Annotated in this window: 13 protein-coding genes and 1 riboswitch; of the genes, 6 read left to right on the forward strand and 7 right to left on the reverse strand. The window is 69.7% G+C overall.

Annotated elements, in window-relative coordinates; translation table 11 throughout:
- Positions 1-208 precede the first annotated feature (208 nt).
- The 4 genes from GTW43_RS21160 to GTW43_RS21175 form a co-directional block, all read right to left on the reverse strand.
- On the reverse strand, positions 209-1,210 hold the full coding sequence (locus tag GTW43_RS21160; protein ID WP_161303591.1) for a YihY/virulence factor BrkB family protein: 1,002 nt from the start codon (positions 1,208-1,210) through the stop codon (positions 209-211).
- Positions 1,198-1,695 carry a GtrA family protein gene (locus GTW43_RS21165; RefSeq protein ID WP_343246076.1) on the reverse strand — a complete coding sequence of 166 codons (498 nt, stop codon included), beginning with the start codon at positions 1,693-1,695 and terminating at the stop codon, positions 1,198-1,200. The genes GTW43_RS21160 and GTW43_RS21165 overlap by 13 nt, the downstream gene beginning before the upstream one ends.
- Before the next feature lie 286 nt (positions 1,696-1,981).
- Positions 1,982-2,896, reverse strand: a complete 915-nt coding sequence (locus GTW43_RS21170) for a decaprenyl-phosphate phosphoribosyltransferase (protein ID WP_343246074.1) — start codon at positions 2,894-2,896, stop codon at positions 1,982-1,984.
- Between the two features lie 245 nt (positions 2,897-3,141).
- A complete protein-coding gene (locus GTW43_RS21175; RefSeq protein WP_161303592.1) occupies positions 3,142-3,660 on the reverse strand; it encodes a phosphatase PAP2 family protein in 519 nt (172 codons plus the stop codon).
- A gap of 264 nt (positions 3,661-3,924) precedes the next feature.
- Between GTW43_RS21175 and GTW43_RS21180 the strand changes: the two genes are divergently transcribed.
- Both GTW43_RS21180 and GTW43_RS21185 read left to right on the forward strand, forming a co-directional pair.
- Positions 3,925-5,268 (forward strand): FAD-binding oxidoreductase, encoded by a 1,344-nt coding sequence (locus GTW43_RS21180; protein ID WP_161303601.1) that lies wholly within the window; start codon positions 3,925-3,927, stop codon positions 5,266-5,268.
- A 370-nt stretch (positions 5,269-5,638) separates the two neighbouring features.
- On the forward strand, positions 5,639-6,394 hold the full coding sequence (locus tag GTW43_RS21185) for a decaprenylphospho-beta-D-erythro-pentofuranosid-2-ulose 2-reductase (protein WP_161303593.1): 756 nt from the start codon (positions 5,639-5,641) through the stop codon (positions 6,392-6,394).
- An 88-nt stretch (positions 6,395-6,482) separates the two neighbouring features.
- On the opposite strand, the gene GTW43_RS21190 is transcribed toward GTW43_RS21185, so the two are convergent.
- Together GTW43_RS21190 and trpS are read right to left on the reverse strand one after the other, a co-directional pair.
- Positions 6,483-7,067 (reverse strand): 2'-5' RNA ligase family protein, encoded by a 585-nt coding sequence (locus GTW43_RS21190; protein WP_161303594.1) that lies wholly within the window; start codon positions 7,065-7,067, stop codon positions 6,483-6,485.
- A 59-nt stretch (positions 7,068-7,126) separates the two neighbouring features.
- On the reverse strand, positions 7,127-8,140 hold the full coding sequence (trpS, locus tag GTW43_RS21195; RefSeq protein WP_161303595.1) for a tryptophan--tRNA ligase: 1,014 nt from the start codon (positions 8,138-8,140) through the stop codon (positions 7,127-7,129).
- A gap of 203 nt (positions 8,141-8,343) precedes the next feature.
- Here trpS and GTW43_RS21200 point away from each other — a divergent pair, with 203 nt between their 5' ends.
- From GTW43_RS21200 to GTW43_RS21210, 3 genes are all read left to right on the forward strand, one after another.
- Positions 8,344-8,943, forward strand: a complete 600-nt coding sequence (locus tag GTW43_RS21200; protein ID WP_343246075.1) for an RNA polymerase sigma factor — start codon at positions 8,344-8,346, stop codon at positions 8,941-8,943.
- Complete coding sequence (locus GTW43_RS21205) at positions 8,924-9,733, forward strand: hypothetical protein (protein WP_161303596.1); 810 nt, start codon at positions 8,924-8,926, stop codon at positions 9,731-9,733. Before GTW43_RS21200 ends, GTW43_RS21205 begins: the two co-directional genes overlap by 20 nt.
- Before the next feature lie 189 nt (positions 9,734-9,922).
- Positions 9,923-10,624 carry a hypothetical protein gene (locus tag GTW43_RS21210; protein WP_237536726.1) on the forward strand — a complete coding sequence of 234 codons (702 nt, stop codon included), beginning with the start codon at positions 9,923-9,925 and terminating at the stop codon, positions 10,622-10,624.
- 101 nt (positions 10,625-10,725) lie between these two features.
- Here the strand turns inward: GTW43_RS21210 and GTW43_RS21215 are convergent, their stop codons facing one another.
- Positions 10,726-12,168 (reverse strand): glycine hydroxymethyltransferase, encoded by a 1,443-nt coding sequence (locus GTW43_RS21215; protein ID WP_161303598.1) that lies wholly within the window; start codon positions 12,166-12,168, stop codon positions 10,726-10,728.
- Between the two features lie 28 nt (positions 12,169-12,196).
- Positions 12,197-12,283, reverse strand: a riboswitch (ZMP/ZTP riboswitch).
- Between the two features lie 138 nt (positions 12,284-12,421).
- Between GTW43_RS21215 and GTW43_RS21220 the strand changes: the two genes are divergently transcribed.
- On the forward strand, positions 12,422-13,193 hold a 772-nt coding region (locus GTW43_RS21220; RefSeq protein WP_161303603.1), incomplete at its 3' end, for an aminotransferase class III-fold pyridoxal phosphate-dependent enzyme.

Consider the following 13,193-nt stretch of genomic DNA (forward strand, 5'->3'; position numbering starts at 1 on the left):
GCCGGTCGCCGGTCGCCGGTCGCCGGTCGCCGAGGGATCCTGCAGGGCGGAGTCAGGCGGAGCAAGTTGCGCTGCGGGACGCGCTCTCCGCAGGCAGCGGCCGCCGACGGGCACCCGGTGAAGTGGTGCGCGCCGCACGGCGCTCCGTGTCTCATGCCGCGAGCCCTCTCGCGCACCACGCGCCGTATTATCCGCGCCTCCATCCAGCTCAGGCCCCGGCTGTCGCGCCTCCCCTCATCCCGTCCTCACCACCGTCGTCACCGCCGTCCTCACCGCCGGCTTCGCGTCTGTCCTGGCCGCCGTCCTTCCGGCCGGCCTCGCCCCCCGCGTCATCTGTCTCACGGCCATCGGCTTCCTCGGCCGTGACGCTCCCCGTCGCCGTCCACGCGGCGCAGAACAGCACCAACTTTGCAGTGAAGTTGATCCACAGCAGCAACGCGACCGGCGTCCCGAACGCCCCATACATGTTCTTCGCCGCGACGCCCCGCATATAGCCACCGAGCAGCAGCTTGAGCAGCTCGAACCCCGCGGCCCCGATCAACGCGGCCGTCACCAGATCCCGCCGCCCCGGCTGCACCCCGGGCAGCAGAGTCAGCACATAGAGCAGCACCAGGAAGTCCGCCAGCACCGCCACCGCGAACGCCGCCCCCTGCAGCAGCGCCCCGCCCCACCCCGCCTCGTCGATCCCCAGCCGGTCCGCCGTCCAGCCGACCGCCGACGACGCCACGGTCGACGCGGCCAGCGACGCCAACCCCGCAGCGCCGAGCCCGATCAGCACCCCGGTGTCCTTGAGTTTGACCAGGACCGGGTTCTCCTCGATGTCCGGCAGCTCCCACACGGCCCGCAGGCAGTCCCTTATCGAGCCGACCCACCCGACACCGGTGAACAACAGCAGCGCGCCGGCCACCAGCCCGACCGTGCCCGCGTTGTCGATCAGCGCCCCGAGGTCCAACTGGTCCGAGATCCCGGGCACCTGGTCCGCGATCTTGTTCTCCAGCTGCTGTTGCCGGTCGGCGCCGAGGGTGCCGGCTGCGATCGCCGCCGCCACCGTGATCAGGGGGAACAACGCCAGGAAACTGATGAACGTCATGGCCGCCGCAAGTCTCGCCCAGTGCACCGCATCCAGCCGTTCATAGGCCTTCCAGGCATGCGTCGTCATCAGGCGGACGATCAGCGGGCCGATGACAGGGAGTCTCTTCAGCCAGTCCATGATCCGAGCCTGCCCCCTCCCGCCGGTTCCATCGCACTCGCCACGACGGCGCCGCCCTCATCCACGGGTCTGGACCGGAAGACGAAGGTCCGGGTTCCCCAGAACCTCACGACCGTCGCCAGGACCATCCCCACCCCGGCCCCCGAGATCGTGTCCGCACGCGCCGAGGTGAGCCCGATCCCGTAGTGCGAGATGCCGATACACAACAACTGCACCAACGCCCCGGCGACGTTCACCGCGAAGAACACCGCGTACTGCCGCAGCCGCGACACCCCCAGAGCCCGTCTGCGGTACGTCCCCAGCGCGTTCCCCAGGTACGCCACCGAGCAGCCGGCCACGAACGACAGCGTCTTCGCGCCGAGCGGATCCATTCCCGCCGAGCCCCGGAGCCAGATGAACAACCCCAGGTCAGCCGCATAAGCGCATCCCCCCGCCAGGGCGAACCCCGCCACCTCCGGCCCTGCCGCCCGCACCCGGGCACGCACTCCGCCGCCACGGTCACCGCTGCGCGGTTCGCTCCTCCCCATGGCCTCATTCACCTCCAGCACCCTCTCCTCGACCTCCTCCACCCTGTCCGTCCTGGCTCCTCCTGCTCCCGCACGCCTGCTCCCGTTCCTGCTCCGTCCTTCTAGACCTTCTGCGTCCTTTGTGCGCGCTCATGACTCACGTCGGGCCCGGAGACGACATGGCCGCATCGGCGCGGGGCCCGGGCTCGCTGGCCCGCACAGGCACGCGCTCACCGGCTAGCCGGCTCGGCGGGACCGACACTGGTCACCAATTCACGACCGCGAGCGCATACATCGCCAGCCACACCATCCCGATCACAGCCAGCGCCCGGTCCTTCAGTACGACGTCCTCCGGCTCACCCGCCGTGCCCCGGTCGGCGAACACCGCATATCTGAGGATCGCGAGGATGAACGCCGCCATCGACAACTGCCGCCACGGAAGCAGGCTGCTGCCCGCCACTCCGCCCTCTTCCATCGCCCACAGGCAGTACGCCAGCACGGCGACACCTGCGGCCAACTGCCAGACGAACCGCAGGTACCCGGTGGTGTACTCCGTCAGCAGCGCACGCGTGGCTCCGGCCCGCCCCGCCATCTGTACGGCTTCGGAATACCGCTTGGCCGAGACCATGAACAGCGCCCCGAACCCGGTGGTGATCAGAAACCAGCGCGACAGAGGAATCCCCAGGGCCAGCCCACCGATCATCGCTCTCATCAGGAACCCGGTGGTCACCACCACCAGGTCCACGACCAGCACGTGCTTGAGGCTGATGCAGTAGGCCAACTGCATGGCCACATAAGCCGTGAGCAGCGCCGCGGTCATCGGATTGCAGAGCACGACGGCAGCCGCAGGCACGAGAACCGCAAGCGCGCCGCCTGTCGCGTACGCGACGGGTACAGGCACCTGCCCCGCGGCCACCGGCCGACGACGCTTCACCGGATGGGCCCGGTCCGCGTCGGCGTCCCGCGCGTCGTTGATGAGGTACACCGCCGAGGCCGCGGCCGTGAACAGCACGAAGACCACGGCCAGTCCGGCCAGCGCGTGCCACGAGAACAGCTCACCGGCTGCGGCCGGCGCCGCCACCACCAGCACGTTCTTCACCCACTGGCGGGGGCGCGCAGTCCTGATCAGCCCCGCGACCAGCCCTCGGCGCTTCGGCTCGTCCGTCTCGGGCTCAGCCACTCGCGGCCGCTCGAGCAGGGCGGTACCGGAACCCGCATGTCGCGCCGCTCCGATCAAAGCCCCTCTCCCATTCGCAAGTTGGCCGACCTGCTCCGGCCCCCCTCCGTAGGCTCCGGCACGCGGCACCTTGCAGGACGACGCGATCCCCTCCTGTTCCACCGCGTCACCCGACGGCGCGGCGCCAAGGAACCGTCCCCCGCTCTCACTTGCTCCGCGCATCTGTTCCCCCCTCTCCTCGCGCCCCGTCACTGCTCCGCACCTCCCTTGATCCAGCGCACCCCGAGCCGCGCGGTCAGCGCTCCCAGCGCCGCGCCCGCGGCGACGTCAGAGGGGTAATGGACACCCACGACCATCCGTGAGACACACATCGCGGCCGCCACCGGCGGCACCACCCGCGCCCCGACCGGTCGCAGCGCCCCGTACGCCACGGTCGCTGCGGCTGCCGACGCGGCGTGCGAACTGGGGAACGAGTGCCGTCCCGCAGTGCGAACCAGCGGCACCACCCCATCGGCGACGCCCGGTCTCGGTCTGCGCACCACCCGCTTCACACCCATGCTCGCCAGGTGCGCACCGGCAGTGAGGGCGGTACCCCGCAGCCATGCACCACGCCGTTCCCTGTCGGCCGCCGCGCCCACAAGCCCCACAGCCAGCCAGAGTGCGCCATGCTCCCCGACCCAGGACAGCGCTCGCGCAGCCGCCGCCACACGCTGGTCCGTGGCACAGTCCCGCAGTGCCGACAGCAATCGGCGATCCATGTCGTCCATGTGGCTCACTCTGAATCCCAAAACATCAATAGACTCGGGCAATTTTGTATGACACCCGATCAATCACCCATTTCGGTGAGGAATCGATAGATTCAGAGCAAAGCTCTCTTTTAGGGGCGATACGGTCACCCCATGGCTGCCGACCCCGTCTTCACCTCCACCTCTGCATCGCCCTCCACGTCCGCGCCTCCCGCCGGGCACACATCGGCAGCCCGCCCGTCGCCCGCCGTCCCCCGCCCTGCGACCAGTCCCGGCTACGACGCCATGCCGATCACCGGCTGGGGTCGCACAGCGCCCACATCCGCACATCTGCTCCGCCCCCGCTCCTACGAGGAGACGGTGGCCGCCGTCCGGGAATGCGCCGCCCCGGGACGCAGAGGCGGAATCGCACGCGGCCTGGGACGGGCCTACGGCGACGCGGCACAGAACGCAGGCGGAGCCGTCCTCGACATGACGGGCCTCGACCGCATCCACGCCATCGACGTGGCCGCCGGCACAGTGCTCTGCGACGCCGGTGTCTCCCTGCACCGGCTCATGGAGGTGCTCCTCCCTCTGGGCTGGTTCGTCCCGGTCACACCCGGCACTCGCTACGTCACGGTCGGCGGGGCCATCGGTGCCGACATTCACGGCAAGAACCACCACGTGTCCGGATCCTTCTCACGGCACGTACTGGCCCTGGAACTGCTGACCGCGGACGGGCGGGTGCACGTCGTCGAGCGCGGCACCGAGCTCTTCGACGCGACCGCGGGCGGCATGGGGCTGACCGGGATCATCCTCACGGCCACCGTTCAACTGCATCCCGTCGCAACATCGTTGATGACTGTCGACACCGAGCGGGCTGCCGATCTCGACGACCTGATGGCCCGGCTGACCACAACCGACCACCAGTACCGCTACTCGGTCGCCTGGATCGATCTCCTCGCCCGCGGTGCCTCCATGGGCCGCTCCGTCCTCACGCGCGGAGACCACGCACCTGTGGACGCCCTGTCCCCGCGTGCCCGCCGCTCCCCGCTGGCCTTCCGCCCCGGCCGGCTGCCGGCTGCGCCCTCCTTCCTCCCCGAGGGTCTCCTGGGCCGCACGACAGTCGGCGCCTTCAACGAGCTGTGGTTCCGAAAAGCTCCGAAGTCACGCACCGGTGAGCTCCAGAAACTGTCGACCTTCTTCCATCCGCTCGACGGCGTCCCGCACTGGAACCGCATCTACGGACGCTGCGGTTTCGTCCAGTACCAGTTCGTGGTCGGCTATGGGGCGGAGGACGCGCTTCAGCGCATCGTTCAGCGCATCTCCGCACGGCGCTGCCCCTCGTTCCTCGCCGTCCTCAAGCGCTTCGGAGAGGGAGACGCCGGCTGGCTCTCCTTCCCGATGCCGGGCTGGACCCTGGCCCTGGACATCCCGGCCAACCTGCCCGGACTCGGAGCGTTCCTCGACGAGCTCGACGAGAAGGTCGCCCATGCGCACGGCCGGGTCTATCTCGCCAAGGACTCCCGGATGAGGCCGGAGCTGCTGGACTCCATGTATCCACGCCTGGCGGACTTCCGCGCTCTCCGTGGGCAGCTGGACCCGCGCGGGGTCTTCCGCTCCGATCTGTCCCGCCGCCTGAACCTGTGAGCACCGACCGGAACACTCCCCCGCCCGCGGACGCGCCGCACGATCGTCCGGCTCCCCTTGCCGGCCGCCGGCCCTCTCCGCGGAAGCGGTCATGCCCGACACTGCCGCCGTCTCCCACTGCCCTCAGCTCCCGTGCCGTAGCGCTCGGATCAGCGGAATCATCCTGGCTCGTCTCGCCTGTCATCCGTGCCATGCGACTGCCCCCTCCGTCAGCCCGGCTGCCCGTCTGCGCCGGTCTCACTTCTGATACACCGCTCGGTCCGTACGGGTTCCGGATCTGCCCGGTCGGATTTCACGGACCGGCAGACCGTCACATCCGGCCCGGAGCGCCCCTGCGCCCCGGGCCCCGACCCACTGGAGTCTGGATCTCATGAAGGACGCCTTCGGCATCCCCCAGTCCCTGCTCGTACTCGGCGGCACGTCCGAGATCGCCCTGGCCACCGCTCGCCGCCTCGTGACGCGCCGCACCCGCACCGTGTGGCTGGCCGGCCGGCCGTCCCCAGCGCTCGACAACGCGGCGGCGGAGCTGCGTGGCATGGGCGCCGACGCCCGGACCGTCGCCTTCGACGCGCTCGCTCCTGACACCCACGAGGAAGTGCTGGGCAAGGTCTTCACCGAAGGTGACATCGACATGGTGCTACTGGCCTTCGGTGTCCTCGGCGACCAGGCTCACGACGAGGGCGAGCCCTTGTCAGCTGTCCGGGTCGCCCAGACCAACTACACGGGTGCCGTCTCGGCCGGCCTCGTCTGCGCACGCACACTGCAGGCCCAGGGGCACGGCTCGCTCGTCGTCCTGTCGTCCGTCGCGGGCGAGCGAGCCCGGCGCTCCAACTTCATCTACGGATCGAGCAAGGCCGGGCTCGACGTCTTTGCCCAGGGTCTGGGCGACGCGCTGCACGGCACTGGCGTGCACGTCATGGTGGTGCGCCCCGGCTTCGTCCGCTCGAAGATGACGGCGGGGCTGGCCGAGGCGCCGATGGCGACGACACCGGAGACCGTGGCTCTCGCCATCGAGACCGGGCTGCGTCGTCGCTCAGAGACCGTGTGGGTCCCGGGCGCCCTTCGGATGGTCATGTCCGCGCTGCGGCACGTCCCTCGACCGGTCTTCCGCAGGCTCCCCGTCTGAGAACGCCGCGCAGACACGGCCGCGCACGATCCAGAGGTGCGGGCCGCGGCTGGGCGTATCGCGTGCAGCCGACCGACGGAGACGTGTGTCAGCTCGCGCGCAGCCGTTGCGTACGCGTGCTGCGGTCGGGGCCCTGCGAGGGCAGCGGCGACTTACCGAAAGCGAAATCCCGAAGTCGTCGCCAGACACCGTCGGCACCCTGCTCGTACAGGGCGAAACCGGTGCACGGCCAGGCCGCCTCGTAGTCGGAGAGCTCCTCGAACGCACGGTCCATCGCTTCTTCGGCGATGCCGTGCGCGACGGTGACGTGCGGGTGGTACGGAAACTGCAGCTCGCGCGAGACGGGGCCGGAAGCATCGCGCACCTGCTTCTGGAGCCACGTACAGGCCTCGGCGCCCTCGACGACCTGTATGAACACAACGGGTGACAGCGGACGGAAGGTTCCCGTCCCCGACAGGCGCATCGCGAAGGGACGGCCGCCGGCCGCGACCTCCGTCAGATGCGCCTCGATCGCCGGCAGGTCACCGCTCTCGACCTCGGTGGGCGGGAGCAGGGTGATGTGCGTGGGAATACCGTGTGCCGCGGGGTCACCGAAGCCCGCACGCCGCTCCTGGAGCAGGCTGCCATGAGGCTCCGGGACCGCGATCGACACACCGATCGTTACGGTCCCCACGTCATACTCCTGTCGTCGTGTGGTGGGCGGGCGTGTGGTGCTCGCACTTGCTGCGGGATTCAGTGTTTGGCAGGCAGGAAGCCGACCTTCTCGTAGGCCTGGGCCAGCGTCTCGGCAGCGACGGCCCGCGCCTTCTCCGCGCCCTTGGCCAAGATCGAGTCGAGCGTCTCCGGATCGTCCAGGTACTCCTGGGTGCGGTCCCGGAACGGCGTCACGAAGTCCACCATGACCTCGGCCAGGTCCGTCTTGAGCGCACCGTACATCTTGCCCTCGTACTTCTGCTCCAGTTCCGCGATACCGGTGCCGGTGAGGGTGGAGTAGATGGTGAGCAGGTTGCTGACGCCCGGCTTGTTCTCCGCGTCGTAGCGGATGACGGTCTCCGTGTCCGTGACCGCGCTCTTGACCTTCTTGGCAGTGGCCTTGGGCTCGTCCAGGAGGTTGATGAGCCCCTTCGGCGTCGAGGCCGACTTGCTCATCTTGATGGACGGGTCCTGAAGGTCGTAGATCTTGGCCGTCTCCTTGAGGATGTACGGCGCCGGGATCGTGAACGTCTCGCCGAAGCGACCGTTGAAGCGCTCGGCCAGGTCACGCGTGAGCTCGATGTGCTGCCGCTGGTCCTCGCCGACGGGGACCTGGTGCGCCTGGTAGAGGAGGATGTCCGCTACCTGCAGGATCGGGTACGTGAACAGGCCTACGGTGGCGCGGTCGGCGCCCTGCTTGGCGGACTTGTCCTTGAACTGGGTCATGCGACTCGCCTCGCCGAACCCGGTCAGGCAGTTCATGACCCAGCCGAGCTGCGCGTGCTCGGGGACATGGCTCTGCACGAAGAGCGTGCACCGGTCGGGGTCCAGTCCGGCGGCCAGCAGCTGAGCGGCGGCGAGCCGTGTGTTCGCCAGCAGTTCCTTGGGGTCCTGCGGAACGGTGATCGCGTGCAGGTCCACCACCATGTAGAAGGCGTCGTGAGACTCCTGCAGCGCCACCCACTGGCGGACCGCACCGAGGTAATTGCCGAGGTGGAACGAGCCTGCGGTGGGCTGGATTCCGGAAAGCACGCGGGGACGATCAGAGGCCATGCCCTCATTCTCTCAGGTGTCTCTCATTGCTCGGGGGCAGGTTCGCGACGAGCGGGCGTCGGGCGCGGGAATCCACGGGGCGTGACGGGCCGGGACAAGTCGGTCGTGACAGGTGGGAACCGATCACGGACGACCGGTGTATCAAGGGTGTGAGGACACCGGGGGAAGTCCTGGAGGGGGGCCGCGTCGTCGACGAGGGTGCGGTGATCGCCCGTGTGCGTGCCGGAGAGCCGGAGGCGTACGCGGAGCTGGTTCGCGCCTTCACCGGGATCGCCCTGCGAGCAGCGCATGCGCTGGGCGCGGGGGCGGATGCCGAGGATGTCGTGCAGCAGTCCTTCTTCAAGGCGTATCGCAGCTTGGGACGGTTCAAGGACGGCTCGGCTTTCAAGCCGTGGCTGTTGCAGATCGTCGCCAATGAGACAAGGAACACAGTCAGGTCGGCGGGGCGGCAGCGGTCCGCCGTCGGCCGGGAAGCAGCGATGGTCGAGGCCGAGCCGTTGATACCGGAATCCGCTGATCCGGCGGTGGCGGCGATCGAGGTGGAGCGACGTGCCGAGTTGCTGGCCGCTCTGGACCTGCTGAGCGAGGACCATCGTCTGGTCGTCGTCCACCGCTATCTGCTCGAGATGGATGAGGCGGAGACGGCCGAGACGCTGGGCTGGCCGCGCGGCACGGTCAAATCGCGGCTCAACCGCGCACTGCGCAAGCTCGGGCAGCTCCTGCCCGCGGGCCTCGAGGCGCCGCAGGTACCGACGCAGAGGCGTGGGAAGGGAGGGGACAGGCATGGGCGAGCCTCGCGATGAGGGGTCGGAGCTGCCTGAGGAGCTGCGCGCGCTGGGCCGCTTGATGAACGGGCCCGACGGCGCCGGCGAGACCATGGCTGAGCGGGTGCTGGCGCAGATCATCGCCGAGCATGTGCCTGCCCCCGTGGCGGAGCCATCGGGGGCTCGTGAGCGCACCCGGCGGGTGCGTGCCTGGTTCGGACGTCGCTGGCGCCTGCTGACGGCCGCCCTGTGCGGCGTGGCCTCGGTCGTGGTTCTCACGCCGCCGGTACGGGCGGCGGTGTACGACTGGTTCGGCTTCGGGGGCGTGGAGATTCACTACGATCCGTCGGCCTCGCCGTCGCCCGGCCGCCCCGTTCCTGGCTGCGGCTCGCCGCTCACCATGGACGACGCGGCACGGGCAGCGGGCTTCCGCCCGCTGGTGCCGGCTGCCCTGGGCTCGCCCGATGCCGTCTCCGTGACGCCGGAGCCGGGGGGGCGCACGCTGCTCAGCCTCTGCTGGCGGGGCGGCGAGGGCACGATACGACTCGACGAGTTCCCGGCCCAGCTCGACATCGGATACGCCAAAACGATCACTTCACAGCCGGAGTGGGTGGCCGTGAATCACGACACCGGTCTGTGGTTCGCGCGCGAGCATGAGCTCAGTTTCTGGATGTTCGACGGTGAGGGCCGGCGCTGGCATCGCTCGGAGCGCCCGGCGGGGCCCACGCTGCTGTGGACCCACGGGGCGAAGGTCACGCTGCGTCTGGAGGGCGTGACGTCCGAGAAGAAGGCGCTGGACATCGCCCGGTCCACGAATGATCGGGGTTGACACCTGCGACGACCGATGCCGGGCGGCACCGATGCGGCCGCGTGGCGGTCGAAAAGCGGCGGCCGGAAAAGGGACCGCGGCAGACGGAACCTGAACGGCTCGAGCGGTGTACCAGAAGTGAACCGGCTCGGAGCGGCCGCGCCGGGGGCAGTGGGGGTGCGCATGCGTACGGTACGGAGACTGATTGCGTTGACCGCGTCATTGGCCGCGGCGCTGGCGCTGGTCCTGTGGGGCGCTGCCCAGGCCTCGGCCGGCGGACCGACCAGTGTGCTGGTCGTGTCGCCGGAGAGCCAGGAGAGTGCCTCCCTCTACTTCAGTGACGAGAGGTACGAGCGGTTGGCCCGGCTCGTCGGCGAGCCGGGCGAAGGGAAGAAGGAGATCCCGCCCGGCCTGGAGGTCGGATCCGGTCGGCAGCTCAATGTGACCTGGCTGCGACACGACATCAGCCCTTGGCGTGTGGACCGCGTGTACCCGGACACTCCGGGCAGCAAGGAGGTCTGGATCCACACGTCGACGGACATGGAGACGCTGAACGGTGTCTGGCACACAGCCCAGCACCCCGCCGAGCTGCGGTCCCTGCTCCACAAGCTGGGAGTGATGGGGAAGGCGAAGAGCGGCGGTGCAGGGGCCGTCTTTCCGGCGCCGGACCGGTCCCAGGACCGATCGACGACACAACCGCAGGCAACGCCTTCGGGTACCGCACCAGCGGCCGTGGGCTCCACGCCCGGGAGCTCTGGATGGTGGTGGGTGGTGCCTGGCCTGCTGGCCGGTGCTGCTCTGGCCCTCCTGGCGCGGCCCGCGGCCGTGGGACTGCCGCGGAAGATATCCGCGGTCTGGCGGCACAGAGAGCCCGGGCCGCGTCAGGAGCTGCGGGGCACCGAGGCGCCCTGAGCCGTGAGGGCAGCCCGGTCGGCCCGAGCTGCTGCACGGCGGATGCACCGGGCGCCCTGTCCGGAACCGAAGGGGCGGGCGCCCGATGCCCGACGTGCGGCTCAGGTCAGGTCGACCGTCGGGTAGAGCGGGAAGCCGGCGAGCAGGTCAGAGGCACGGTGGGACACCTCATCGGCGATCTTCGCGTCCAGGACGTGATGAGCCTTGGACACGGTGCCCTTGCTGGTGGTGCCGGGCTCGGCCGCGGCCAGGACTCGGTCCATGAGCGCGGCGATCTCGTCCATCTCCGCAGCACCCAGACCCCGGGTGGTCAGTGCAGGGGTTCCGATACGGATGCCGGAGGTGTACCAGGCGCCGTTCGGGTCGGCGGGGATGGCGTTGCGGTTGGTGACGATGCCCGAATCAAGAAGCGCGGACTCGGCCTGGCGGCCGGTCAGACCATAGGAGGTGGCGACATCGATCAGATTGAGGTGGTTGTCCGTACCGCCGGTGACCAGCGTGGCGCCGCGTCGGGTGAGGCCCTCGGCCAGGGCGCGGGCGTTGTCGACCACGGACTGGGCGTACGTGCGGAACTCGGGGCGCCGCGCTTCGGCGAGAGCGACGGCCTTGGCGGCCATGACGTGCGGCAGCGGGCCGCCGAGCACCATCGGGCAGCCACGGTCGACCTGGTCCTTGAGGGAGTCGTCGCACAGCACCATGCCGCCGCGCGGGCCCCGCAGGGACTTGTGCGTCGTCGTGGTGACGATCTGAGCGTGCGGCACCGGGTCGAAGTCACCGGTGAGCACCTTGCCGGCGACGAGCCCGGCGAAGTGCGCCATGTCGACCATCAGGGTCGCGCCGACCTCGTCCGCGATCTCTCGCATGATGCGGAAGTTCACGAGGCGGGGGTAGGCCGAGTACCCGGCGACGATGATCAGCGGCTTGAACTCACGTGCCTGGGTCCGCAGGGCCTCGTAGTCGATGAGCCCGGTGGCGGGGTCGGTGCCGTAGGAACGCTGGTCGAACATCTTGCCGGAGATGTTGGGGCGGAAGCCATGGGTGAGGTGGCCGCCGGCGTCGAGGGACATGCCCAGCATCCGCTGGTTGCCGAAAGCCTGGCGGAGCTCGGCCCAGTCGGCGTCGGTCAGGTCGTTAATCTGGCGGACCCCGGTCTTCGCCAGGAAGGGCACCTCGACCCGGTCGGCGAGCACGGCCCAGAACGCGACGAGGTTCGCGTCGATACCGGAGTGCGGCTGGACGTAGGCGTGCCGAGCGCCGAAGAGCTCACGGGCGTGCTCGGCGGCCAGGGACTCCACGGTGTCGACGTTGCGGCAGCCGGCGTAGAAGCGACGGCCGACGGTGCCTTCGGCGTACTTGTCGCTGAACCAGTTGCCCATGGTCAGCAGGGTGGCCGGGGAGGCGTAGTTCTCCGAGGCGATCAGCTTGAGCATCTCGCGCTGATCGGTGAGCTCCTGGCCGATGGCGTCGGCGACGCGGGGCTCCACGGCCCGGATGACGTCGAGTGCGGCGCGGTACGCGGTGGATTCGGGGGTGATGTCGTTCATCGGGCAGCCTCCGGACGCGGTCGGTTCACGGTTCGGCCCAGGCGCACGGCACACAGATCACGGGCCGCTCCCCGATGGTCGGTCCCATCCCAGCGCGCCAGTCACGGCCCGGGGATCACACTACCGGGCTCGCCGTTGCGCGAGGTTTCCACGTCCACGATGCGAGCGACGATAGGAAGGGGCCACAAACCCGTCTCGTGCCGTAAGAGCTACAGGGCTTCCAAGCCGCCAGAACGGAGATCCCGTGACTTCTGTGACTCCCCACCCCGCCGAAGACGCGCCCGCCGCGACGGAGAGCTACATCAGCTCCTCGGACGCCCACAGTGCGCACAACTACCACCCGCTGCCGGTCGTCGTCGCGACGGCGGACGGGGCCTGGATGACGGATGTCGAGGGGCGTCGCTATCTCGACATGCTCGCCGGGTACTCCGCCCTCAACTTCGGACACGGCAACCGCCGGCTGATCGAGGCGGCCAAGGCCCAGCTGGAGCGGGTGACGCTGACCTCGCGGGCCTTCCATCACGACCGGTTCGCCGAGTTCTGCACCGAGCTCGCCGAGTTGTGCGGCATGGAGATGGTGCTGCCGATGAACACGGGCGCGGAGGCCGTCGAGACGGCGGTGAAGACCGCGCGCAAGTGGGGTTACCGGGTGAAGGGCGTACCGGACGGCCGGGCCCGGATCGTGGTGGCGAGCGACAACTTCCACGGACGCACGACCACCATCGTCAGCTTCTCCACGGACGCGGAGGCGAGGGCGGACTTCGGGCCGTACACCCCCGGCTTCGACATCGTCCCGTACGGGGACCTGGCGGCGCTGCGGGAAGCCGTCACGGACGAGACGGTGGCGGTCCTGCTGGAGCCGATCCAGGGAGAGGCCGGGGTGCTGGTACCGCCGCCCGGATACCTGGCCGGCGTGCGCGAGCTGACACGCGAGCGGAGCGTGCTGTTCATCGCGGACGAGATCCAGTCCGGACTCGGCCGCACGGGGCGGACGTTCGCCTGCGAGCACGAGGGCGTGGTCCCCA

It is taken from the genome of Streptomyces sp. SID5785, assembly GCF_009870065.1.
Lineage (GTDB): Bacteria > Actinomycetota > Actinomycetes > Streptomycetales > Streptomycetaceae > Streptomyces.

Excerpts from the sequence above, each read along its gene's own strand:
- GTW43_RS21205 (WP_161303596.1), top strand. The coding sequence starts at position 8,924 with ATGGGCGAGCCTCGCGATGAGGGGTCGGAGCTGCCTGAGGAGCTGCGC.
- GTW43_RS21185 (WP_161303593.1), top strand. The coding sequence starts at position 5,639 with ATGAAGGACGCCTTCGGCATCCCCCAGTCCCTGCTCGTACTCGGCGGC.
- GTW43_RS21175 (WP_161303592.1), bottom strand. The coding sequence starts at position 3,660 with ATGGACGACATGGATCGCCGATTGCTGTCGGCACTGCGGGACTGTGCC.
- GTW43_RS21160 (WP_161303591.1), bottom strand. The coding sequence starts at position 1,210 with ATGGACTGGCTGAAGAGACTCCCTGTCATCGGCCCGCTGATCGTCCGC.
- GTW43_RS21215 (WP_161303598.1), bottom strand. The coding sequence starts at position 12,168 with ATGAACGACATCACCCCCGAATCCACCGCGTACCGCGCCGCACTCGAC.
- trpS (WP_161303595.1), bottom strand. The coding sequence starts at position 8,140 with ATGGCCTCTGATCGTCCCCGCGTGCTTTCCGGAATCCAGCCCACCGCA.
- GTW43_RS21180 (WP_161303601.1), top strand. The coding sequence starts at position 3,925 with ATGCCGATCACCGGCTGGGGTCGCACAGCGCCCACATCCGCACATCTG.